The organism is Caldimicrobium sp. SLHALR3 (genome assembly GCF_058692735.1).
Genome location: NZ_CP182484.1, coordinates 552,312 through 574,033, shown reverse-complemented (window position 1 = coordinate 574,033; position 21,722 = coordinate 552,312). Strand labels below are relative to the sequence as shown.

Sequence of the window (21,722 nt, the reverse complement as noted above, 5' to 3'; positions counted from 1 at the left end):
CTTTATCTCCTGCTTAAGCTTTTTGCTACTTTTTTTGCAAAATAAGTTATTATGAGATCTGCTCCAGCTCTTTTTATGGAAATTAAACTTTCCCAGAGTATTTTATCCTCATCAAGCCAACCAAATTTTGCCGCAGCTTTTATCATAGCGTATTCTCCACTCACTTGATAGGCAGCTATGGGATAATTAAACTCATTTCTTAGCATTTTTATAATATCAAGATAGGGCATAGCTGGTTTTACCATTATTATATCGGCACCTTCTTCTATATCTAAATAGGCTTCTCTTAAAGCTTCTCTACTATTTGCTGGATCCATCTGATAAGAGCGTCTATCTCCAAATTTAGGTGCTGACTCTGCTGCCTCTCTAAACGGACCATAAAAAGAGGAGCAATACTTTACAGAATAACTCATAATAGCAACATTAGTAAATCCCGCGGAATCAAGGGCTTCCCTTATTCTTCCTACCCTACCATCCATCATATCTGAAGGGGCAACAATGTCAGCCCCTGCTTTGGCATGAGAAACTGCAATTCTTGCAAGTTGCTCCAAAGTTAAATCATTATCAACCTCACCATTTTTAATAATTCCGCAATGCCCATGAGAGGTGTATTCACAGAGGCAAACATCAGTAATTACTACAAGTTCAGGAAACTTTTCTTTTATTTTTCTTACTGCTCTTTGAATGATTCCCTTTTCAATATAGGCTGATGTTCCTACCTCATCCTTTTTATCAGGTATTCCAAAAAGTAAAACCGCTTTTATTCCCAAATCTACAGCTTCTTTTATGTCCTCAAGCGCTTTGTCAATAGAAAATCTAAAAACCTCTGGCATTGATCTTATCTCCTGTTTAATATTTTCTCCTTCACAGATAAAAAGAGGATAAATAAGATCATCAACCGTAAGATGAGTTTCTCTTACTAAAGCCCTTATATTTTCTGTTCTTCTGAGTCTTCTTGGACGATATTCAGGAAAAAGCATTTTTTTCCTCCTTCTATTCAAAACTTAACGCTTTTTCAAGATAGCTGTGAAATTTTTTTAAATCCTCTTTATAGTTCTCTGTAAGGTGAATCATAATAACAGGTTTTTTCTTCTCCTCTAAAGCTTTAAAATCTCCACATGCCTGAGCAAATTGCTGATCCCAGAAGGTGTATCCTTCACCGGGTATAACTTGTTCAGCCTTCCTTCCCCTTCTTGTAAATATCATAAATCTTGACAAAATAGGACCCCCTTTGTAAAGTTGCCCACTTGAATGAAGATATCTCGGACCAAAGCCAAAAACTGTACTACAATTTTTTTTCTCTCTAACTAAGGTCCTAAAATCCCTAAAAATATCCTCTATTTCAAAATCAACAGGAAGATAAGCTAAAAATCCTATATAGGTCCAGGGAGAAAGGTCTTTAAAAAACTTTTTTAAAAGTGCTGTAAATTTGGGATATTCAATGGTTACAGTTTTTTCATAGTAAAATCCCCAGTTAGTATCTTCATCAAGATAGAATTCAATCCCAAAATCTTTTTCTTTTTTAAACTTTTCTAAAAATTCTTTAGTTTTCTGTTTGGTCAAAACTACATCTGGTTCGTCAAAGGGATTAAGGCTCATAAAGTATCCACAAAGAGCAACTGCAAGCATCCATCTAAAGGTTTCTGCAAAAATTTCATATCTATCTTCTAAAAACAGGGTCTTTACTGGAAAACCTTCTTCTTTTAGTTCCATTATAAGTCTTTGATAAAGTTTTTCTCTTCCTCTAAGAGTTAGATAGATAAAAGTTCTATCTGTTCCGTAAACTGTTGGAGAACCTGGAGATTCACCAACAACAGGAATAATCCCTGTAAACTCTTTACCGAGACTTTCAGCCACAAGTTGTTCTATCCAAAGAGTAAAGGGTCTGAGAAGTGGATCAGTTATAAAAGTAAGCTTATCCTGCCCCTTGATATAACATTCCATTAAAAATTCTGCAAGTCCTGCAGAAAGGTTGTATTCCCAAGGAATGTCAGGCAAACAAGCTTCGTACATGTTTTTTGCATAATTTAAAGCTTTATTTATATCAAGCCCCATTAGAACCACTGGCAAAAACCCTATTTCAGTAAGAGCAGCATATCTTCCTCCTATAAAAGGTGGATGATGGAAAATCTTTCTAAATCTGAGTTCCTTAGCAACTTTTTCTAAAGGAGAGTCAGGGTCAGTTATGGCAACAAAGTTTGAGCCAGGATCTGATTTTAGATTTTCTAATTTTCCCCAGAAATATTTAAAATGAGAAAGAGTTTCAATGGTTGTTCCAGACTTAGAAACTACTACAAATAAAGTTTTTTCCAAAGGAAGTTCTTCTATTTTTGAAATGTTTTCTGGATCGTTAGTATCAAGAACAAAAAAATTAGGATAACCTTCCTTAGGTCCGAAAATTTGCGAAAGAACTAAAGGAAATAGAGCTGAACCTCCCATTCCACACCAAACAACATTTGAAAATTCCTTTTTTATTTCCTCTGCAAAACTTTGAAGTTCTTTTATTTTTGGAAGAATATAATTAGGACCATCTATCCAATCAAGTCTTTTTCTAATTTTTTCCTGAGTTTCTTTATCAAAAGGAAAAACCTCTGGATTTTTTTGAAAAAGTTTTTGCAAAACCTCTTTTTTAGTCTCTTCAGGAAGGTTTTTAGGTCTTTTTATTCTTTCTGTGCTTTTGTAAGTCTTTTTGATAATAAAAGGACTTTCTTGCATAGGTGCTCCTTTAGTTTTTTGATTTTGAAGAATTTTTAATAATAAGACATTTTAAAAGACAGAAAAGTTTTGTCAAGCCTACGAATTGCTTAAAAGTTGAAAAATCCTTAGTTTAGATTAAATTTTAACTTAAATTTAGCGGGAGTGGCGGAATGGTAGACGCTCCGGACTTAGGATCCGGTGGGGTTTATCCCCGTGAGGGTTCAAGTCCCTCCTCCCGCAATTTTCAGGATTTTTAAAACACTCAGCTCCAGTCGTTAAATAAAAATGGAACTATTAAAAAATGTATTTTTCTGGACAACCATAGCTACAACTTCTATTGTGTTAGAGTTTGTTATATTTATATCAAGAAGAAAGTATAAAAGATTTGTTTATGTGTTATCAGGAATTTCAGCTTTAATCTTTTTTGAAGTTCCCCGCATTATCATTCCTCTACTTCCACAACCTTCCCTTGGACTAAATCCAAAAACAGCTAAAATTCTTGGAGGATTAATATTTTTTGCAGGTTTATTTATAGTGGAAGGAGCTTTTTCTCAACTTATGAAGGCTAAAAAAGAAAGCTGGAAACTGAGAACTACTGGATTTTATGGGATAGTAAGACACCCCATGTACTTAGGTGATATACTCTGGGCTTTGGGCTGGAGTATTATTTTTAATGCACTTTACGGATTGATTCTTACTTTGCTCTGGTTCTTTCTCAGATATTCTCTTGCAGTGCTTGAAGAAGAAAAATTAATTGAAAAATACGGAGAAACTTACAAAATATACATGCAACAAGTCCCCAAAAGAATAATACCATACATTGTTTAAGTTCAACTATAAAAATTAATTTATTAAAAAATTAATAAAAATTGGCTTTAATTATGGTTTGATAACTCTATTTAGCAAGCTGCATTAAAAATTGCCTGCTCTCAATAAGGTTTTAAATTTTAAAATTAAATTTATACTTTCTCCCACTCAAATCTTACGATTTCCCTCTTTTCCTTGCTAAACTCAATTCCTATTAAATAAACCTCCACATATTTACCCTTGTATTTCTCCACATATCTCTTCTCTTTTAATCTTTCTAAAGCCTTTCCTTCTCCCTCCATCTCAACCACTTTAAACTCAAGAAGATAGCACCTTCCCTCAAAAAGTATAGTTAAATCAATTCTTCCTTTGCTCGTTATGTCCTCCGGAATAAGCTCAAAACCTGCTCCTGCAAGAAAACTATATACCACACTTGCATAATAACCTTCATAGTTTGCAAGCTCATTTTTTCTATACCACTCATAAGGGATGCTTGCAAAAAGACTCTTTAAAACCTCTCTTAAAGTCTCAACCTTCCCCTCTCTTAAACCCAGAATAAGGGTTCTTATTAAACGGGGAGGCTCATACTTACTCTGGGTTAGATAACTTATAAGGTAATCATTAAGCGCTATAGCTACTTCTTTATTGGGATAACTCAAATAATAAATTGGACCTGTTTCAGTTTTCTCAACCTTTTTAATAGTTAGATAACCAGATTGAAAAAGCAAATTTTCCGGTTCAATTTCATCTACATCAAAACTTTCAATAAGCCTTTCAGTAACTACAAGGTTTGAGAGTTCTGGAAGATAAAACCTTTTCTCTACAAGAAGTTTAACCAAAAAAGTAGGAGTTCCTGTCTCAAACCAGTAAGGACGGAAGTCTCTCTCTTGAAGATACAGCAAAATGTCAAAAGGGTTATAAACAAACTCCCCACCCCAGGAATAACCATTATACCAGCACTTTACAGCCTCAATTTCTTCCTTACTTAAAAGTTCTCCAAAGACCTTTTCAAGCTCCTCCTGAGTATATCCACAAATGGTCGCATAGTCTTTACTTAAAGTAATATCTCTTAACTGATTAAGCCCGGAAAAGAGCGAGACCTTGGAAAACTTAGTTACTCCTGTGAGGAAGACGAATTTGAGGTAGCGGTCAAGGGGTTTAAGAACGCTGTAAAGGTTTTTCAAAACTTCCCTTATTTTTATGGCTTCATCTTTGTCTTCAATTCTATCAAGAATTGGTTTATCGTATTCGTCAACGAGAACTACTACCTTTTCGTTATACTTTTCAAAAAGCTTTTCTATTAATTCTATAAATCGTCTTTCCTGTAATTCTTCGGTAAGTTCAATGTTATAAGCTCGGGCAATTTTATTAAGTTTTGAATCTATGACTTTAATTAGATTTTCAGCAGATCTAACTACTCCCTCTCCAAAGTCAAGATGCATCACAGGATAGCTCTTCCCCCAGTCCCAGTTATTTTCAAGATAAAGTCCGGTAAAGAGCTCTTTTCTCCCAAGAAAAGCCTGTTTCAGGGTGTCAAGAAAAAGAGACTTTCCAAATCTCCTTGGACGGGAAAGAAAGTAATAAGACCCTTCATCAACAAGTTTTTTCACAAAAAAAGTTTTATCTACATAGTAATAATTTTCAGTTCTTATTTTTTCAAAACTTTGAATCCCAATAGGTAACTTTTTCATAAGCTTTATGATCCTTTAAAACTTAAATTTAAAGTAAAACTTTTTAAAGTAAAATCAAGCATGAAAAAGATTAATGGCGAAATCTCTTTAAAGCATAAGTTTTCTTTAGCACTTTTAATATGCAATTTTTGCTACATAAATATATTTTTTCTTAAGCTCCGTTAACTCCTTTTTTTCTTTTTGATAAATTTGTTTAGATTTTCGTTAAGTGATTGGCTATCATTGAAGGCTATAAACAGACACTTTCCGGCACATTTGGAAATTTTTTCAAATGTCCCCTTTTCAGGCTGTGAAACTCCCTCTTTTCGGAACATTGGAAATTTTTTAAATGTGTCGTTTTCTGGCAGTAAAACTGCCATTTTCAGGGCACTGAAGTTTTTCTCATAATAACCTGAAATATTTTTTAAAAAGGAAATTGAAAAATTTAAAAAAGAACTGAAAGAAGTAGAAGTCAATTTAGGTCAGGTTAAAAGCAAAGGTTTGAACTTATAAGTTTATAAAAATCACTTTGCATTAATAAACAATTTTTATTTTACCCTCTTGACAAATATTTTTTATTGGACATAATTGAATTTGAAACTGAATTTCAAAATCAAACTAGGGAGGTGAAAAATGAAAAAGGTTGTGGTTTTAGGAGGACATAATCGTATAAGAATCCCTCTTGAAAGGTATGCCAGAGAAAAAAATATAGACTTAGAATTTATTGAAAAGCCACAACAAAATTTGAAAGAAGTTTTAAAAAAGGCAGATTTTGTAATAGTATTAATAAAGCTTGTATCTCACGAAATGGTTAAAATTGCTAAAAATTGTAGTCAAGAAAAATGTATCTTTTGTCCTCAACAAGGTGTTTGTGCTTTAAAAAGAATAATTAATTTGATTAACAATTAACTTCAGAAGAGTTTGTTAATTTTTAATATAATAGAAACTGAAAAATCGGAAAAAAGCTTTTTAAATGTGCAGGCTTCTTTATTTAAATATTTTTAGAGAGGGATAAAATGAAATTTTAGCAGAAAAAACTAAAAAGTATGTTGAAAATAATATTAATTATAATATTGTATTTGATAATAGGTTTTTTAAAAGGGGGATAAGTGTGGTAAAAAGGTATTTTGTAGCCTTAAATGTTTTGGGGCTTTTAGGAAGTTTAATTCTGAGCGTGCCCTGTTTTGGAGAGGAAGTAAAGGGGGTAAAGGAAGAAAAGGAGCTTCCAGAAGTTGTGGTAACAGCAACAAGAACAGAGAAAGAGGTTGAGGTTGCTCCTGCAAGCGTAAATGTGGTAACAAAAGAAAAAATTGAACTTAAAAACCCAATGACCATTGATGAGGCTTTAAATGACCTTCCCGGAGTAATGGTAAAAAGAGGGAAGGGACTTATGGATACTGAGGTTCTTATTACTTTAAGAGGTATCTCTACTCAAAGAAGAACTCTTGTTCTTCTTGATGGAATACCTTTAAATGACTCCATGTCGGCAAATTGGGTACATGTAGAAGGTATTTATCCTGAAAATCTTGAAAGAATTGAGGTGGTAAAAGGACCCTTTTCAAGTCTTTATGGTGGTCATGCTATGGCAGGGGTGGTTCAATTCTTAACTAAAATGCCTGAAAAGAGAGAGATTATCCTTAAAACAGGATATGGGACCTCCTTTGACAGAGGAGATGCTATGGATGACTTAAAGAGAGGATACTTTAGTTTTGGGGATAAGATTAAAAATCTTAGCTTTTTTGTAAGTTATGGAAGGCAAGATACCAATGGTTATCCCCCAGATTTTGTGACCTCAAGTAAAGTCCCTTTTGGCACCATTGGTGCAAAGCCAGGTTATAATCAATACGGAAATCCTGTCTATATTCTCGGAGATAAAGGAGATGAAAGGTATTGGGATGATGGAATAACTATAAAGGCTCAATACGAGTTTGATAAAAATACAAAACTTAGACTTACTTTTATGAGAACTCGTTACGAATACAATTACGATAAGCCCCATACTTATCTTTTTAATGCTACCACTGGGGTTCCTGTTTATTTTCCAAGTGAGTCATATTATCTTTTAGGCAGTAGCGTCAGTGGAGGAAGAACTCAAAATATCTATGCCACCTATTTTGAAACAGAGCTTTTTAAGAAATTAAAGACCAAGCTAAATATTTCCTATATAGATACAGAAAAGAACTGGTATGTCATTGCTGGTTCTAAGGCTAAAATTGGAGGATGCGACTCAGGGACAAATCCTGAGGAATGTGGGTATGTTTCTAACACTCCTCAAAGGGCTTTAACAGCAGACCTTCAATTTATTCTCCCTATCTTTTTAAATCAACTTTTAACCTTTGGAGGATATTACAGATGGGAATATGCAAATACCAAAGAAAAGTATTTAAGAAACTGGAAGGACGAAGATTCAACGGTAAAGCTTAAGTATCAGTCTAAGGGAAAAACAAGGACCTATGCCTTTTATGTGCAGGACGAAATTTCTTTAAGAGAAAATCTTACAGCCTATCTTGGAGCAAGAGTTGATTTCTGGAAGACCTATGATGGATATGCAAACTTGATTGGAGCTTCGGGTTATCCTAAGAAATATAAATCTAATTCTGAATCTTGCTTTAGTCCCAAATTTGCTATTGTTTATAAGCCTTTTGGAAAAACCACTTTAAGAGCCTCTGTTGGCAAAGCTTTTAGACCACCAATAGTTCATGAGCTTTATATAACTTCGGTTCTACCAGGAAGACCGGTTGTTAAACTTGGGAATCCCAATCTTTCACCTGAGACAGTCTGGTCTTATGAGCTTGGAATTAATCAAGACCTCTGGAAGGGAGCAAAATTCAGTTTTACAGGATTTTACAATAAAATGGATGACCTTATTAATCCAAAAGTGTTCAATGCTACCCATAGAATACCTGTCAATGTTGGTAAAGCAGAGAGCAAAGGTTTTGAGGCAGGCTTTGAACAAAAGTTTGACTCTGGATTAAAGCTTTTTGCCAATCTCACTTACACTGATTCAGAAATCCTTGAAAATAAGGTTAACCCAAAAACAGTAGGTAAAAGAATAGTTTTAACCCCTCTCTGGATGGGGAATATTGGAGCGGAACTTAAAAAAGGGAGATTTTCTGCCTATGTGGTGGGAAGATACATGGATAAGATGTATTTTGATGATATGAACAGCGATAAAAAATCTGGAGTTTATGGTTCTTATGATGAATACTTTGTGGTTGATGCAAGACTCTCTTATGAGCTAACGAAATTTGCAACCCTTTCTCTTTCCTTTGATAACATTTTTGACAAAGACTACTACCATTACTATAAAGCACCAGGTGCTTCATGGTTTGCCGAGTTATCTATAAAATTTTAAATTTAGCTCCTCCTATCATAGTTTGCAAACTCATTTTTCTATACCACATAAGGATTGCTTGCAAATTGGTAACTCCTGTGAAGAAAAACGAATTTAAGAGAATGGTCAAAAGACTTAGAGACGCTATAAATTACTAAAATTACCCCGGGGTATGCCCCGGGGAGCAAAATTAAGGTTTAATTACTCTTTCTTTTCGGTAGCGTTTTCTGCTTTTTCTGCTTTTTTTGCTTTCTTAGCTTTCTTAACTTTCTTCTTTACAGTCTTCTTAACGGGCTTTACTTTTTCCTCTTTCTTTACTGGTTCTTCTCCAGATGTAGCTGGATCCTGAGCAAAACCTACTGTTGCTGTAAAAGCAAATACTAAACCTGCAATTACGGCTAAAACTTTTTTAACCATCTCTTACCCCCTCCTTTTTTGTTTTGTTTTTATAATTTATATATCAATTTTTGTGCCTAAATTATTTAAAACTTATTTTGTTGTTTTTTAAGGTTTCACATAATTACTTAATTTTCTTATTTGGGGAAATTTTCCCTTTTCAGGAATAAAAAATTTACTTTTTAAAAATTCTTGCTTTTACCAGGTCAAGTTGATAGCCATAAATATGAGCGCCAGCAGAATAGGCATACATGGGACCATTTTCAAGCTCTGCTTCCATAGCTACATATTGTTTAAGAAGTTCTATTCCACCAAGATTTGTAGGGAAACCAGCCCAAAGATCCCAACTCCTAAAATAAACTGAAACAGAAAGTAAAAGTTTATTTTCTACAGGAATAACTTTAAAATCAATAATTCTCAAACAGGGAGGATCAAGTTTACCATCTTTGCCATAACAAATGTCGTGATCCTCTGGAGTTCCTATTTCAATAACTGCCTGATTGGTAAGAGGAGTTTCTTTAAGCATCTGAATAACCCTTTCAAGCTGAGTTCCTCCTTTTGGCATGGGATATTGTATTCTTGAAGAATATCTATAAGTTTCATTGGGAGCTAGTTCCGGATTCATAAGATACTCAGCGAAATACTCTTCTATATACTCTTTACTTGTAGGAGAGGGTATTCCAAGATGAGGAGGTATTTCAGGAACCATATCCTCCCAAGGTCTTTCTATAAAAACTACAAGCGAGGGAAGCTGATATCTTATCTGTTCTTTCTCAAAAGACCCCTTTTGAATATGTTGAACATAACTTCTGTCAAGCATGTTATAAAGTATCTGAAACCAGGCATCAGAAATAGTTTTTGCACAAATTACTAAGGGCTGTAAATTAATCTCCATATTTTAAACCTTTTTTAGCCTTAAAATTCTAAATTAAAACTTTAAAAAATAAAGAGCTAACTTGTCCTTTTAAATTTTTACTCTGCTTGACATAAATTAATGTAGTGCTATTATTTTGAACTTAAGTTAAGTAAGTACTTACATATTAAAGTTTATGATTAAAAATAAGAAAAAATTCGGATTTTTTGTGCTCATTGTTTTAGCTTTGTTTTTTCTTTCCTGGCTTGCTTACTTTCTCTGGCACAGATATCACTATGCAGTAACAGATGCAGTTTTTGTTCAGGCTGATAACCTTATATATGTAAGTTTCCCCAAGGTAAATGGTAAACTTAGAAAACTCTATAAAAACGAGGGAGATTTCGTTAAAAAAGGAGAATTACTTGCAGAACTCGAAAACATAGATTATGCCTTAAAAGTTGAGCAATTAGAAAAGTCTATAAAAGAAATAGAAAATCAGCAAAAAGCCTTGGGTTACAATATTGAAAAACTTGAAAGGGAAATCCCACTAAAAGTAGAACAATTAACAAAAGAAAAAGAGAGCCTTAAAGAAGAAGAAAAATCTCAAATTTATGACATAGAAAAATTAAAAGCTCGTTTAGCCCAGATAAAAAAAGATAAAATTAGATACGAAAAACTTTATAGAGATGGCTTAATCTCAGCTCGCGATTTAGAAGAACTTCAAACCCAGGAAAAAGAATTGGAAAATCAGATATCATCAACCGAAGCAAAGCTTTTATCTACTAAAAGAAAGCAGGAAGAGGTAGATAAAAATATAGCTCTTGCCTTAAATGAAAAAAATACTGTTTGGGCTTACAAATCCTTTTTACTTTCTTTAGAAGCAAAAAAGAAAAACTTAGAAAAACAAAAAGAGGAAGCAAGTGTTTACCACGCCTATACTAAGCTTTACAGTCCTGTGGATGGAGTTATTGCCAAAAAGTTTCATTCTGAAGGAGATGTTTTGAATCCTGGAGAACCAGTTTATGCTATAGTTGATCCTCAGTCTTTTTATGTGCTTGTTTTATTAGAAGAAACAAAGCTAAGAGGGGTAAAAAAAGGATGTCCTGCCAAGATAAAACTTGATGCCTATCCAAATGAGGAGTTTGAAGGAGTAGTTGATGAGGTTTTACCAGCCTCTGCTGCAACCTTTGCCCTTGTTCCAAGAGATATTTCTGCTGGAGAATTTACCAAACTTGCTCAGAGAATTTATGTAAAAATAAAAATCACCAAAGGAAATAAAAATCTTCTAAGAGTTGGGCTGGGTGGTGAAGTAGAAATAAAAAGAAGTTTTTAATAGATGCCTTTAGACAAAAAAATTTCTCAATTTCTTTCAGAGGAAGCTTATCGTTTGATATCAACTAAAGAAAGAGTTCTTGTTACAATCTCTGTAATGATAGGAGCTTTCATGGCTATCCTTGACACTACCATCGTAGATGTAACCCTACCCAAAATGATGGGTCCTTTATCCACAGATCTTTATGGAATTCAGTGGGTTATCACAAGCTATATGATTGCTGCTGCAACAGCTCTTCTTTTCGTAGAAAATTTCTCTAAATACATCGGATATTCCTACACCTTTATAATTGGAATGGGCATTTTTACAGTTTCAAGCTTTTTTTGTGCAAGTGCTCGTACTCTTGCTGAAATGGTAATTTTTAGAAGTTTTCAGGGTATAGGAGAAGCTTTTATTATGGCTTGTGCTCAAACCATTCTTATGCTTATCTATCCACCTGAAAGAAAAGGGACAGCTCTTGGAATATATGGGCTTGGAGTTAGCTTTGCCCCTGCTCTTGGACCTACAGTAGGAGGTTTCATCACTGAATATCTAAACTGGAGGTGGATCTTTTACATAAATGTTCCCATAGGAATTCTAAACATCCTCTCTTCTTTAATACTCCTACCAAAATTCTTAGGAAAAACAAAAGTATTTCACTTTAACTTTGTTAGCTATTTTTTTATTGCAGTGGCAACCATTTCACTTCTCATCATGCTTTCTAAAGGACAGCAATACGGCTGGTTTCAATCAACCTTTATTATTACCTGCTTTTTCTTAAGTTTGGCATGTTTTTCCTTATTTTTTGCAAGTGAAATCTGTGCATCAATCCGTTCCAAAAAGACTCTAATAAACTGGGAAATATTTAAGTTTCCTGAATATAACCGGAGTATGGGTTTTTACTTTTTTATACTCGGCTTTTGTTTATATCAGATTTTTTATCTTCTTCCACTTTATTATGAAAATCTAAAAGGACTTACCACCTTTCAAACAGGTCTTCACATGCTTCCTCCAACACTTCTTATAGGAACTTTTAGTATCATTTCGGGAATACTTTCAGATAAAATCTCTTCTCTTACTATTTTAATCCCAAACTGGTGTTTTCTCTTAATTTATACCATCTTTATTCTTCCCAAACTTAACTACTATACCCCTGCAGTAAAGGCTATTATAATTACTTTACCCCTGGGAATACTTATAGGCACTTTCTTTGCCCCTTTAACTTCTCTTGCTATGAGAAATCTTGGGAATCTAACAGGTCTTGGGGTTGCTTTAATGCACTACATAAGATTCCTGGGTGGTTCTTTTGGAACTGCAATAGCAACCAATCACTTAGAGAAGGCTACAAATAAAAATTTCTTAAGATTAACCGAACTTCAAAACTGGTATTATGTAAAACACTTCATTTACTCAAAAATTCCTTTTATAGAAAAGTTTTTCTCACCTGATATCGCAGAAAAAAAGGCAAAAGCACTTCTTTATCACATCCAGTATATACAGGCTTTAAACTGGGGATTTCAGGAAACCTTTAGAGCTATATCTCTCTGGGTATTAATAGGGGGATTTTTTTTAATGGGTTTGATTTTAATACACCTTAAAAAATCTAATTTGCCTACTTACAAGGCTTTTCTATAGTACAAACTCCACTTTCTTCCGTAGCATTATTAGTAGCATTAATAAGTATGTTAGAAGTATGATTTACTGCCTGAGGAGTAGAAATTTCTTTTTTTCTTTTTTTAGGTAAATTTTCAGGTAAATTTACTTTTTCACTTTTATAAGTCTCGGTTATTTTCTCTTTAACTTCATATCTTTCTTTAAACCATCCTATTATCTCGTCTCTTCCTTTTATTATAGTTATTTTATTTTCTTTCTTATCTAACAAAATAGGAACACTTTCTAAATTGAAAATTCTCATTAGAGGAATAAGATTTTTTGCTTCATAGAGTTCAACTTTTATATTATTTTTCTTGGCATAAGAAATTACTTCCTCACAGTAAGGACAATCCTTTTTATAGATTATAACTGGAGAATTAAAGTTTAAAGGTTTTAAAGGAAAATTTACCAAGGAAGTTGCTATAAATAAAGAAAGAAACCCTAAAATACTCATTTTGTAAACATAAGTCTTTTTTTCTTTCTTTATAAAAAAATGACCCGTATCTTTTTCAGGATAAAAATAATCTAAGAAAAAGGCTAAAAATAAAAGACCTGCAATAATTAAACAATAATTGCAATAGACTTTAAGAAACCAGGTTTGAAATCCTATAAAGTATCCTTCTACTATGATGGAGAGTGCAATAATGTAAGTTCTTAATTTTAGAAAAAATCCTAAAAAGAAGTTTAAAAGATCAAGAAGAGAAATTAAAAAAAGATAGAAAAAGATGGCAAGTCCTATGTAGTTTAAAAATCCGTAATTGTCAAAAGTATGGACAAGGATGCAGCCTTCAGTTTTACATATAGAAGTATTTTTAAAATTTAAATAAATTTCAATTCCTGTTAAAACAAGTCCTATTAAGCTAATTAGAAAGTTTAAAAATTTTATGCGACTAATATTGCCCTCCTTTTAATATTTTAAAGGCTGAATCAAATATTTTTATTGCACAGTAAGGACCGCACATAGTGCAGGCTTTGCTTTGAGATATACCTCCTTCAATTCTATATTTTCTTGCCTTTTCAGGATCAATAGAAAGTTCTATTTGAGCTTCCCAGTCAAGTCTTGCCCTTGCCTTTGCCATTTCTAAATCCCATTCCCAAGCGGATTTAATACCTTTTGCAAGATCTGCCACATGAGCTGCAATTTTTGAGGCTATAAGTCCTTCTTTTACATCCTCAACAGTTGGAAGTCTCAAATGCTCTGCTGGAGTAAGATAGCACAGAAAATCAGCTCCTGCTGCTCCTGCAATAGCACCTCCAATTGCTCCAACAATATGATCATATCCTGGAGCAACATCAGTAGGAAGTGGACCCAATACATAAAAAGGAGCTCCATGACAAAGCTTTTTTTGTAGTTTTACATTTGCAGAAATCTGATCTAAGGGAACATGCCCTGGTCCCTCAATCATCACCTGCACACCCTTCTCCCAGGCTCTTAAAGTTAATTCTCCAAGTATAATCAATTCGTGTATCTGACCACCATCACTTGCATCAGCAATACAACCAGGTCTTATTCCATCTCCTAAAGATAAAGTAATATCATAATTATATGCAATATCAAGAAGTTCGTCAAAGTGTTCGTAAAGAGGATTTTCTTTATTATTATAGATCATCCACTCTGCAATAAACGAACCCCCACGAGAAACAATCCCAAGTATTCTTTCTCTATTTTTTAGTCTTTCAAGTCCCTCCTTAGTTATTCCACAATGAACTGTCATAAAGTCAACACCATCTTCAGCCTGCTTTTCTATTACCTTAAAAATCTCAGAAACTGTCATCTCAACTATAGATTTGTGATGTTTTTCCACTGCTTCAATAGCAGCCTGATAAATAGGCACGGTCCCGAGAGGAACAGGACAATTTTCCCTTATTATTTTTCTTATCTCATCAAGATCTCCCCCTGTTGAAAGATCCATAACTGTATCTGTTCCGTATTTCAATGCTATTTCAAGTTTTTTTAATTCTTCCTCTATAGAAAGTCTATCCTTAGATGTTCCTATATTCACATTTACCTTTGTTTTTAAGCCTTTTCCAATCGCACAGGGTTTGTTAACTTTACTTTTCTTATTTTTGCAAATAACTATATGCCCTTTGGAAAGCCCCTCTCTTATATACTCTGGCTCTACCCCCTCAGCCTCTGCACAGATTTTCATTTCTTCTGTAATTACGCCTTCTTCCGCAAGTTTCTTTAAAGTGCTCATAATAAATAAATCCCCCTTTTTTTTGCCAAATTTTTCACAAAAATTATAATTTAGATTTTTAATTATACACTAAAATTTAAAAAATTTTAGGAGAAAAGAAAAATTTCACTATTAAACTAATTATTGATAGACCTCTAAACAGATTTGATCTTTATTGTGAAGCTCCTTAAAATAAACAGAAACATATTCGTTAAAATTGATGTTTTTAACCTTTAACCCAACATAATTTGGCTCTATAGGAAACTCTCTGCCTCCTCTATCCACCAAGACCGCAAGTTCTATTTTCTTAGGACGCCCCATATCTATAAGGGCATCCATAGCAGCCCTTACAGTTCTTCCTGTATATATAACATCATCCACTAAAATTATGTTAAGATCTTCTATAGAAAAAGGAATTTCTGTTTTTTTTACCTTAGGATAGTTGGTAATTCTTGTCCAGTCGTCTCTATAAAGAGTTATATCAAGGTATCCAATAGGAATTTCAACTCCTGTCTTTTGAAAAAGAATCTCTTTTAGTCTATTTGCAAAGGGAGCACCTCCAGTTTGAATACCTATCAGGGAAACTTTTTCCAAAATAGGATGTTTCTTTAAAATCTGTTCTGCAACTTTCTCAATAAGTTTTTTTATCCTTTTTGGTCCTGCTATTACTTTTTTAACTTTTTGAGTTAAAATTTGATTATCCATAGATTGGATATTAACCATAATTTCCGAATTTTGCAAGTATGATTGCAGAGATAATTTACAGAGTTATATATGGAGATACCGATTGCGGAGGTGTAATGTATTATGGAAATTATTTTAGAATTTTTGAAATAGGAAGAACTGAACTTATTCGGTTAGCTGGATTAAGTTATAAAGAGATTGAAGAAAAGAGAAATATAATTTTACCTGTAGTGGAAGCCTTCGCTAAATATAAAGCCCCAGCTAAATATGATGATCTCTTGGTTATAAAAACCTCTCTAAAAGATCTTAAACCTTACAAAGTGGTTTTTGAATACAAAGTCTTTAAAAATGATACCCTCATCACAGAGGGCTATACCGTTCATGTTCCTATCAATAAAGAGGGAAAAATTGTAAAATTTCCTCAGGATATTTATGAAGCTTTAAATTCTCTTTTGGAAAAATAACTTTATGGAAATAGGAATAGTTGGTCTTCCAAATGTTGGTAAGTCAACTATTTTTAATGCCCTAATTCAGGCTAACAAAGCTCAGGTTGCCAATTATCCTTTTTGCACTATAGAACCAAATGTAGGGGTGGTAAGCGTTGCTGATGAAAGAGTTTACAAAATTGCAGAACTTGAAAAAAGTAAAAAAGTAACTCCTGCAACTATAGAATTTATAGATATAGCAGGACTTGTAAGAGGAGCAAGTAGAGGTGAGGGGCTTGGAAACCAGTTTCTTTCTCATATAAGAAATGTTTCAGCTATTGCTCATGTTATAAGATGTTTTGAAGACCCAGATGTGTCTCATGTGGAAGGATCTATAGATCCTGTAAGGGATGCTGAGATTGTTGAGCTTGAGCTTATAATGGCTGATTTAAATACTATAGAAAAAAGGCTTGAAAAGACGCAAAAAATTGCCAAATCCGATAAGAGTGCAAAAGCTGAGCTTGAAATCCTGCTTAAAGCCAAAGAAATACTTGAAAATCTTAAACCTCTGAGGTCATCTTTAAAAAATTTTGATGATTCTGAAAAACTTTTTCTTGAGAAAACTTTATTTTTGCTCACCATAAAACCCATGATGTATATTGCCAATATTTCTGAAAAGGATCTTCCTGAAGGAGAAAAAAACCCTCTGATTAAAAAATTAAAAGATTTTGCCTTAAAAAATGATATTCCGGTTGCTGTTCTTTGTGGAAAAATTGAACAGGAATTAATTGAACTTCCTGAAGAAGAAAGAAAGGAGTTCTTAAAAGCACTAAATTTAAGTGAATCGGGTCTTAACAAAATGATAAAGACTGGCTATAAACTGCTTAATCTTATTACTTTTTTTACAACCAATCCGAAAGAAACAAGAGCGTGGACTGTTAAAAAAGGGACCAAAGCTTTAAAAGCTGCAGGAAAGATTCATTCTGATATAGAAAAAGGATTTATAGCTGCAGAGGTAATAAATTTTGAAGATTACATAAAAATAGGTTCTCTTCAAAAAGCAAAAGAATTAGGTGCTATAAGAATTGAAGGAAGGGATTACGAAATCAAAGAAGGAGATATCATTTATTTTAGGTTTAATATTTAAAAAAATTAAAAAAAATTTTTTTTAAAAATTCATTGAATTTTTTCTAATCAAATTTTATAATAATATTTAAAGATATTTTTAAAATTCTTAAAAAATTTTTAGATGTTAAAAGAGCTTTTAAATTTATTTACTCCCTATGAATGGATTGTAACAAATGAGCTTGGGGGATATGCCTCGGGAAATGCGTTTTTAGCCAATTCAAGAAAGTATCACGGATTGTTAATTTCTGGAAAAGAAAATGGAAAAAGAATTCATTTAGTTAGTTCTATTGAAGAAAAAGTAACCTTTCTTTCTGGATTAAATTATTTTCTTGACACAAATTTTTATAGAAATACTATTTATCCAGAAGGCTATAAGCTTATAAAAGAATTTTTCTATCTCCCCTATCCTTGTTTTTATTTTGCCTGCCCTAAAAGCAATGATTTTTTTCTTAAAAAATCTATAAAATTGCACAGGGAAAAAAATTCAGTTTTAATAACTTACGAAAACATAAGTTCCTATCCTTTTAGACTTGAACTTAGACCAAAATTTTCTATAAGAGATCACCATTCTATTCAGTTTGAAAAAAGCTGGAAAGAGGCTTCAGTTGATATGGAATTTTCTGAAAAAGAAGTTTTTATCTCTAAGGATGAGGAAAGGGTTTTTTCTTACATTTCTAAGGGAAAAATACTAAAAGAGCCAATTTTTTATTATCAGGTTTACTATCCCATAGAAGAAATAAGAGGTTATGAAGCAACAGAAGACCTTTTTTCTCCTTTCAAAATTGAGGTTGATCTTAATCCAAAAGAATGTTTTTACTTAGTCTTTAGCGAAACCCCTTTAAAAGACTTAGAAAAGGAAATTAAAATCATAGAAGCTTATTACAAAACTTATCCTGAACTTAACCTTAAAAAGAAGTCCTTTTCCTACGAAGAATACTTAAAAATCTTAGAGCTTATGGTAAAAGCCTTTTTATTAAAAGACGACATTATTGCAGGATTTCCCTGGTTTTATTGCTGGGGAAGAGATACCTTTATTGGACTACCTTCCCTTTTTTACTTAGAAGATGGTTTTGAAAGAGCCTATAGAATATTTTTAAAGTATAAAAATAAAATGAAAAATGGTCTTATTCCAAATGTAGTTAGAAGCGAATCAGAAATAAATTACAACTCCATTGATGGGAGTTTGTGGTTTGGTTTAAGAATTTTCCAATTTATTGAAACCTTTAAAGATAAAATTACTGAATCGCAGAAAAAAGAATTGCTTTTAGCTATAGAAGAAATAATTAAGGAGTTTTTAACCAATCCTTCTTTGCCTTTTAGAGTTGATACAAAGGATGGTTTTATTGAAATACCAGATAACATTAACTTAGCTCTCACCTGGATGGATGTAATGATTGACGGAATTCCTTTAACTCCAAGATATGGGAAACCTATTGAAATTTCAGCTCTGTGGTATAACCTCCTTAAGTTTTCTACCAAGTATTTAGAAAAGTCCTTTATTAAAGAGTATAAAATAGATTCTTTGATAAGAAAACAGAGAAAAAACTTTTCTAAGTATTTTAACGGAAAACTCTGGGCTGATAGAATTTACAAGGATGAGCCTGTTTTTGAAATTCGTCCAAACTACATTATAGCCTTAAGTCTTCCTTTTGACATAGGTGATAAGGATTCTATGAAAAAAGGTATAGAACTTGCTAAAAAAGAACTTTTAACTTCTTATGGTTTAAGAAGCTTATCTCCCAGACATCCTGAATTCAGAAAAAGATATTTTGGAAGTCAGTATATAAGAGATTTGGCTTATCACAATGGAACCGTATGGGTATGGCTTATTTATCCTTATGCTGAAGTTTTAAAAAAGATTTACAGCACCAGAAAGGAGAGAAAAATTCTTAAAAATGAGCTTGAAACCTTAGTAAAACCTTTTAGAGAAAGGATTTTATCTGGGAAAATGGCAAGTATCCCTGAGTTATACGATGGAGAAGATCCCTATTATCCTAAAGGAACTCATGCTCAGTTCTGGTCTACTGCAGCAGTTTTTATTATTGAAAAAGAAATAAAAAATCTCGGAGGTATATAAACCTATGAAAGTTCTTATGCTTACCTGGGAATACCCTCCCTTTATAGTGGGAGGGCTTGGGGTAGCTTGTTATGGACTTTTTAAAGCATTAACTGAAAAGGGAATAAAACTTTACATGCTTTTACCAACTCAAGAAAAGGTCTTTTTTGAAATTTCCTCCCCTTTGGAAGCAGACTATCCTGTTGCCAAAAAATGGGATAAAAAACAGTTAGAACCAGTTCCTTTAAGTTTTTACGAATTTCATTATTTAGAACCAGGGGGAGCATATTTTACTACTCCTTTAATATCTATTTCTGAAAGATGGAAGCCTGCTAAAATAAAGACAAAAATACTTTATGAAATTCCCTCTGAGGTCTTAGACAGATTAGCGCTTCTTCTTTCTCAAAATAATTCCCTTATTACCAAAGTAAGAACTTATACAGAGAATGTAATAGAAATTAGTGAAAAGCTTGATTTTGACATAATCCATGCTCATGATTGGCTTACTTATCCTGTGGGACTTTTTTTAAAAAATCTTTATAAAGCACCTTTAATTGCCCATATCCATGCTACTGAATTTGACAGGGCGTTAGGATTTGGACACCCTGTAATTCACGAAATAGAATATCTGGGACTCAATTTTTCAGATAGAGTAATTGCAGTTTCTAAATACACATCTAATATTATAAAAGAGCATTACAAAGTGCCTGAAGAAAAGATAAGAATTGTTTATAATGCCTTTTTACCACCTTTGGAAGCACCTAAAAAAATTAAAAAATTTAAAGAACCGGTTATTTTATTTTTAGGAAGACTTACCATACAAAAGGGGCCAAAAATCTTTTTAGAATTTGCCAAAAAATTAATAGAAAGATATGGGAAAAAAGTAAGATTTTTAATAGCTGGTGCTGGTGAAATGGAAAGGGAACTTATGCTTGAAGCAGCAGGGCTCGGTATTGGAACTCAGATTATGTTTACAGGATTTCTTACGAGAAAAGAAGTGGAAGATGCTTTAAGCATAAGTGATATAGTAGTAATGCCCTCAGTTTCAGAACCTTTTGGACTTGTAGCATTAGAGGCTATGTCTTTTGGATGTGCACTTATAGTTTCAAAGCAATCAGGAGTTTCTGAAATAATAGAAAATGCTTATAAAGTTGATTTTTGGGATATAGACAAGATGGTAAATATAGTAAAGGAGCTACTTGAAAATCCTCAAAAAATGGCAGAAATTCAAGAAAAAGCCAAAAAAGAAGTTGAAAAATTTAAATGGTCAGATAGAGCTGAAGAAGTAATAAACATTTACAAAGAATTGATCAATTCTTACTCTTAAGGCATGCTTTATATAATTTTTTATTTTCAGGTTCATCAACCTTTTAGAATAAGTAAATATAAGGTTTTTGACATCAAAAAATCAACTTCTTATTTTGATGAAGAATTAAACAAATATGTATTTAACAAAGTGTCTGAAAAATGTTACCTTCCTGCAAACAGCCTTTTTAAAGAGTTAATTGAAAGCTCAGAGGGTCGTTTTAAGATATCTTTTAGCATTACAGGAACTTTTATAGAACAGGCTAAAACCTATCGTCCCGATGTCTATAAATCATTTATTGAACTTGTTAAAACTGGCGGAGTTGAGCTAATAAATGAAACCTATTATCATTCTCTTTCTTCTATTTTTGATCTTGAGGAATTTTTAGAGCAAATAAAAGAACATGCAGAAATCATAAAAAAAGAATTTGGATTTGTTCCGAGAGTTTTTAGAAATACCGAACTTATCTATTTTGATAAACTTTCAGATGTTTTACTCAGTTTCCCAAATATAAAAATGATCTTAATTGAGGGAGCAGACAAAATATTAAAGGGAGAATCTCCTTTATACCTCAGAACTTCTTATAATCATGCCCATCTTCTTCTTTTGAAACATTATAAACTTTCAGATGATATTGCCTTTAGATTTAGCGACAGAGCCTGGAATGAATATCCGTTAACTGCTGAAAAATATGTATCCTGGATAAAAGAATTAAATTTAATTGAAAAAGAGGGAAAAAATCTTTACCTAAATCTTTTTATGGATTACGAAACCTTTGGAGAACATCAGTGGAAAGAAAGCGGAATTTTTGAATTTATAAAAAAAGTAGTAGAATTATTGTTAAAGGATAAAGACATTGCCTTTCTTTTACCTTCAGAAGTAAGCTATACTCTAAATTATCAACCAAAGACCATATCTGTTCCAGAACCCACTTCTTGGGCAGATATGGAAAGGGATCTATCTGCCTGGTTGTCAAATTCTTTACAGTGGAATGCTATGAAAACCTGTTATGAGTTATTAAAAAAAGCTAAAGAAAAAGGGAGAAAGGACCTAGTTAAAATCCTTAAATACCTTACTACTTCTGACCATTTTTATTATATGTGCATTAAATATTTTCAAGACGGAGATGTTCATAAATATTTTTCGCCCTATTCTTCACCTGAAGAAATTTACAGGTATTATATGAATGTATTAAGTGACATAGAGGAGAGGTTAGAGGAATAA

General features: G+C 32.8%; 18 protein-coding genes and 1 tRNA gene. 11 read left to right on the top strand and 8 right to left on the bottom strand.

Annotated features, from left to right (window positions below):
* Window positions 1–2 precede the first annotated feature (2 nt).
* The gene (hemB, locus tag ACLGLP_RS03010) at window positions 3–980 is read right to left on the bottom strand and encodes a porphobilinogen synthase (protein ID WP_492113457.1); all 978 of its coding nucleotides are present in this window, start codon (window positions 978–980) and stop codon (window positions 3–5) included.
* A 13-nt stretch (window positions 981–993) separates the two neighbouring features.
* Window positions 994–2,715, bottom strand: coding sequence for a phosphoglucose isomerase-related protein (locus tag ACLGLP_RS03005; protein ID WP_492113456.1), 1,722 nt, complete (start codon window positions 2,713–2,715; stop codon window positions 994–996).
* Window positions 2,716–2,853: 138 nt separating this feature from the next.
* Between ACLGLP_RS03005 and ACLGLP_RS03000 the strand changes: the two genes are divergently transcribed.
* Window positions 2,854–2,937, top strand: a tRNA-Leu gene (locus ACLGLP_RS03000).
* A 45-nt stretch (window positions 2,938–2,982) separates the two neighbouring features.
* Complete coding sequence (locus ACLGLP_RS02995) at window positions 2,983–3,525, top strand: methyltransferase family protein (protein ID WP_492113455.1); 543 nt, start codon at window positions 2,983–2,985, stop codon at window positions 3,523–3,525.
* 131 nt (window positions 3,526–3,656) lie between these two features.
* On the opposite strand, the gene ACLGLP_RS02990 is transcribed toward ACLGLP_RS02995, so the two are convergent.
* On the bottom strand, window positions 3,657–5,195 hold the full coding sequence (locus tag ACLGLP_RS02990; protein WP_492113454.1) for an ATP-binding protein: 1,539 nt from the start codon (window positions 5,193–5,195) through the stop codon (window positions 3,657–3,659).
* A 612-nt stretch (window positions 5,196–5,807) separates the two neighbouring features.
* Between ACLGLP_RS02990 and ACLGLP_RS02985 the strand changes: the two genes are divergently transcribed.
* Both ACLGLP_RS02985 and ACLGLP_RS02980 read left to right on the top strand, forming a co-directional pair.
* On the top strand, window positions 5,808–6,083 hold the full coding sequence (locus ACLGLP_RS02985) for a DUF2325 domain-containing protein (protein ID WP_492113453.1): 276 nt from the start codon (window positions 5,808–5,810) through the stop codon (window positions 6,081–6,083).
* Between the two features lie 202 nt (window positions 6,084–6,285).
* The gene (locus ACLGLP_RS02980; protein WP_492113452.1) at window positions 6,286–8,529 is read left to right on the top strand and encodes a TonB-dependent receptor; all 2,244 of its coding nucleotides are present in this window, start codon (window positions 6,286–6,288) and stop codon (window positions 8,527–8,529) included.
* Between the two features lie 180 nt (window positions 8,530–8,709).
* Here ACLGLP_RS02980 and ACLGLP_RS02975 read toward each other — a convergent pair whose 3' ends face one another.
* Both ACLGLP_RS02975 and ACLGLP_RS02970 read right to left on the bottom strand, forming a co-directional pair.
* Entirely contained in the window at window positions 8,710–8,925 is a 216-nt protein-coding gene (locus tag ACLGLP_RS02975; RefSeq protein ID WP_492113451.1) for a hypothetical protein, read from the bottom strand.
* A 154-nt stretch (window positions 8,926–9,079) separates the two neighbouring features.
* The gene (locus ACLGLP_RS02970; protein ID WP_492113450.1) at window positions 9,080–9,799 is read right to left on the bottom strand and encodes a thymidylate synthase; all 720 of its coding nucleotides are present in this window, start codon (window positions 9,797–9,799) and stop codon (window positions 9,080–9,082) included.
* Window positions 9,800–9,953: 154 nt separating this feature from the next.
* On the opposite strand from ACLGLP_RS02970, the gene ACLGLP_RS02965 reads away from it, so the two are divergent.
* Together ACLGLP_RS02965 and ACLGLP_RS02960 are read left to right on the top strand one after the other, a co-directional pair.
* Window positions 9,954–11,090: an HlyD family secretion protein gene (locus ACLGLP_RS02965; RefSeq protein WP_492113449.1), complete on the top strand. Its 1,137-nt coding sequence runs from the start codon at window positions 9,954–9,956 to the stop codon at window positions 11,088–11,090.
* A gap of 3 nt (window positions 11,091–11,093) precedes the next feature.
* Window positions 11,094–12,704, top strand: coding sequence for a DHA2 family efflux MFS transporter permease subunit (locus tag ACLGLP_RS02960; RefSeq protein ID WP_492113448.1), 1,611 nt, complete (start codon window positions 11,094–11,096; stop codon window positions 12,702–12,704).
* Here the strand turns inward: ACLGLP_RS02960 and ACLGLP_RS02955 are convergent.
* The 3 genes from ACLGLP_RS02955 to pyrR form a co-directional block, all read right to left on the bottom strand.
* Window positions 12,682–13,176, bottom strand: coding sequence for a hypothetical protein (locus tag ACLGLP_RS02955; protein ID WP_492113447.1), 495 nt, complete (start codon window positions 13,174–13,176; stop codon window positions 12,682–12,684). The two genes, ACLGLP_RS02960 and ACLGLP_RS02955, sit on opposite strands and share 23 nt — an antisense overlap.
* 436 nt (window positions 13,177–13,612) lie before the next feature.
* A complete protein-coding gene (gene thiC, locus ACLGLP_RS02950; RefSeq protein WP_492113724.1) occupies window positions 13,613–14,923 on the bottom strand; it encodes a phosphomethylpyrimidine synthase ThiC in 1,311 nt (436 codons plus the stop codon).
* Between the two features lie 117 nt (window positions 14,924–15,040).
* Entirely contained in the window at window positions 15,041–15,622 is a 582-nt protein-coding gene (pyrR, locus tag ACLGLP_RS02945) for a bifunctional pyr operon transcriptional regulator/uracil phosphoribosyltransferase PyrR (RefSeq protein ID WP_492113446.1), read from the bottom strand.
* A 20-nt stretch (window positions 15,623–15,642) separates the two neighbouring features.
* Here pyrR and ACLGLP_RS02940 point away from each other — a divergent pair, with 20 nt between their 5' ends.
* The 5 genes from ACLGLP_RS02940 (at window position 15,643) to ACLGLP_RS02920 (ending at window position 21,722) form a co-directional block, all read left to right on the top strand.
* Window positions 15,643–16,047 carry an acyl-CoA thioesterase gene (locus tag ACLGLP_RS02940; protein ID WP_492113445.1) on the top strand — a complete coding sequence of 135 codons (405 nt, stop codon included), beginning with the start codon at window positions 15,643–15,645 and terminating at the stop codon, window positions 16,045–16,047.
* Window positions 16,048–16,051: 4 nt separating this feature from the next.
* Entirely contained in the window at window positions 16,052–17,155 is a 1,104-nt protein-coding gene (ychF, locus tag ACLGLP_RS02935; protein ID WP_492113444.1) for a redox-regulated ATPase YchF, read from the top strand.
* A 102-nt stretch (window positions 17,156–17,257) separates the two neighbouring features.
* Window positions 17,258–19,213: an amylo-alpha-1,6-glucosidase gene (locus tag ACLGLP_RS02930; protein WP_492113443.1), complete on the top strand. Its 1,956-nt coding sequence runs from the start codon at window positions 17,258–17,260 to the stop codon at window positions 19,211–19,213.
* A gap of 4 nt (window positions 19,214–19,217) precedes the next feature.
* On the top strand, window positions 19,218–20,519 hold the full coding sequence (locus ACLGLP_RS02925; protein WP_492113442.1) for a glycosyltransferase family 4 protein: 1,302 nt from the start codon (window positions 19,218–19,220) through the stop codon (window positions 20,517–20,519).
* 3 nt (window positions 20,520–20,522) lie between these two features.
* Window positions 20,523–21,722, top strand: coding sequence for a glycoside hydrolase family 57 protein (locus tag ACLGLP_RS02920; RefSeq protein ID WP_492113441.1), 1,200 nt, complete (start codon window positions 20,523–20,525; stop codon window positions 21,720–21,722).

What these genes read in the sequence shown, in the direction of transcription:
- hemB (WP_492113457.1), bottom strand. Translation starts at nt 980, where the DNA reads ATGCTTTTTCCTGAATATCGTCCAAGAAGACTCAGAAGAACAGAAAAT.
- ACLGLP_RS03005 (WP_492113456.1), bottom strand. Translation starts at nt 2,715, where the DNA reads ATGCAAGAAAGTCCTTTTATTATCAAAAAGACTTACAAAAGCACAGAA.
- ACLGLP_RS02995 (WP_492113455.1), top strand. Translation starts at nt 2,983, where the DNA reads ATGGAACTATTAAAAAATGTATTTTTCTGGACAACCATAGCTACAACT.
- ACLGLP_RS02990 (WP_492113454.1), bottom strand. Translation starts at nt 5,195, where the DNA reads ATGAAAAAGTTACCTATTGGGATTCAAAGTTTTGAAAAAATAAGAACT.
- ACLGLP_RS02985 (WP_492113453.1), top strand. Translation starts at nt 5,808, where the DNA reads ATGAAAAAGGTTGTGGTTTTAGGAGGACATAATCGTATAAGAATCCCT.
- ACLGLP_RS02975 (WP_492113451.1), bottom strand. Translation starts at nt 8,925, where the DNA reads ATGGTTAAAAAAGTTTTAGCCGTAATTGCAGGTTTAGTATTTGCTTTT.
- ACLGLP_RS02970 (WP_492113450.1), bottom strand. Translation starts at nt 9,799, where the DNA reads ATGGAGATTAATTTACAGCCCTTAGTAATTTGTGCAAAAACTATTTCT.
- ACLGLP_RS02965 (WP_492113449.1), top strand. Translation starts at nt 9,954, where the DNA reads ATGATTAAAAATAAGAAAAAATTCGGATTTTTTGTGCTCATTGTTTTA.
- ACLGLP_RS02960 (WP_492113448.1), top strand. Translation starts at nt 11,094, where the DNA reads ATGCCTTTAGACAAAAAAATTTCTCAATTTCTTTCAGAGGAAGCTTAT.
- ACLGLP_RS02955 (WP_492113447.1), bottom strand. Translation starts at nt 13,176, where the DNA reads ATGAGTATTTTAGGGTTTCTTTCTTTATTTATAGCAACTTCCTTGGTA.
- pyrR (WP_492113446.1), bottom strand. Translation starts at nt 15,622, where the DNA reads ATGGTTAATATCCAATCTATGGATAATCAAATTTTAACTCAAAAAGTT.
- ACLGLP_RS02940 (WP_492113445.1), top strand. Translation starts at nt 15,643, where the DNA reads ATGATTGCAGAGATAATTTACAGAGTTATATATGGAGATACCGATTGC.
- ychF (WP_492113444.1), top strand. Translation starts at nt 16,052, where the DNA reads ATGGAAATAGGAATAGTTGGTCTTCCAAATGTTGGTAAGTCAACTATT.
- ACLGLP_RS02930 (WP_492113443.1), top strand. Translation starts at nt 17,258, where the DNA reads ATGTTAAAAGAGCTTTTAAATTTATTTACTCCCTATGAATGGATTGTA.
- ACLGLP_RS02925 (WP_492113442.1), top strand. Translation starts at nt 19,218, where the DNA reads ATGAAAGTTCTTATGCTTACCTGGGAATACCCTCCCTTTATAGTGGGA.
- ACLGLP_RS02920 (WP_492113441.1), top strand. Translation starts at nt 20,523, where the DNA reads ATGCTTTATATAATTTTTTATTTTCAGGTTCATCAACCTTTTAGAATA.